Source organism: Leisingera coralii (assembly GCF_049056525.1).
Taxonomy (GTDB): Bacteria; Pseudomonadota; Alphaproteobacteria; order Rhodobacterales; family Rhodobacteraceae; genus Leisingera; species Leisingera coralii.
Map to the genome: position 1 here is coordinate 1 of NZ_JBHUPT010000148.1, position 552 is coordinate 552.

Below are 552 nucleotides of genomic sequence, written 5' to 3' on the forward strand. Positions count from 1 at the left end.
CTGGCTCACCCGTGAACTGGAGAAACGCGGCCTTCCGATCATCTGCATTGATGCGCGCCTGGCACACAAGGCGCTGTCGGGACGGATCAACAAGTCCGATCCCGGTGATGCCGAAGGGTTGGCACATCTGGCCCGTACCGGCTGGTTCAGCCGGGTTCACATCAGAAGCGAAGCGTCGGAACGGGTTCGCGTTCTTATTGGCGCACGGGAACGCCTGATCAGGATGCGCAAGGAGCTGGAAGCGCATGTTCGCGGTGTGCTGAAGATTTTCGGGATCTGTATGGGGCCAGTAGGCCGGGCAGACCTGAGGCAGGGCTTCCGCGACCAGCTCGCAGAGGCAGGCCTGACCGACCCGGCGCTCGGCCTGATGGCTGGCATGTTCATCCCGATCCACAGGGCCCTGTGCGCAGCCGCGGAAGCGATGGATGAAGATCTCAGGATCATCGCACGCGAAAGCGGCCTTGCCCGCCGCCTCATGACCGTTCCGGGCGTTGGGCCTGTCGTCGCGCTGTCCTTTATCGCTACCCTCGACAATGCGGAGCGTTTCCGGAG

General features: G+C 63.2%; 1 protein-coding gene. It reads left to right on the forward strand.

The window, feature by feature from the left end; genetic code table 11:
• The coding region (locus ACFMBG_RS24165; protein WP_421057180.1) for an IS110 family transposase at positions 1-552 on the forward strand (552 nt) is incomplete at both ends.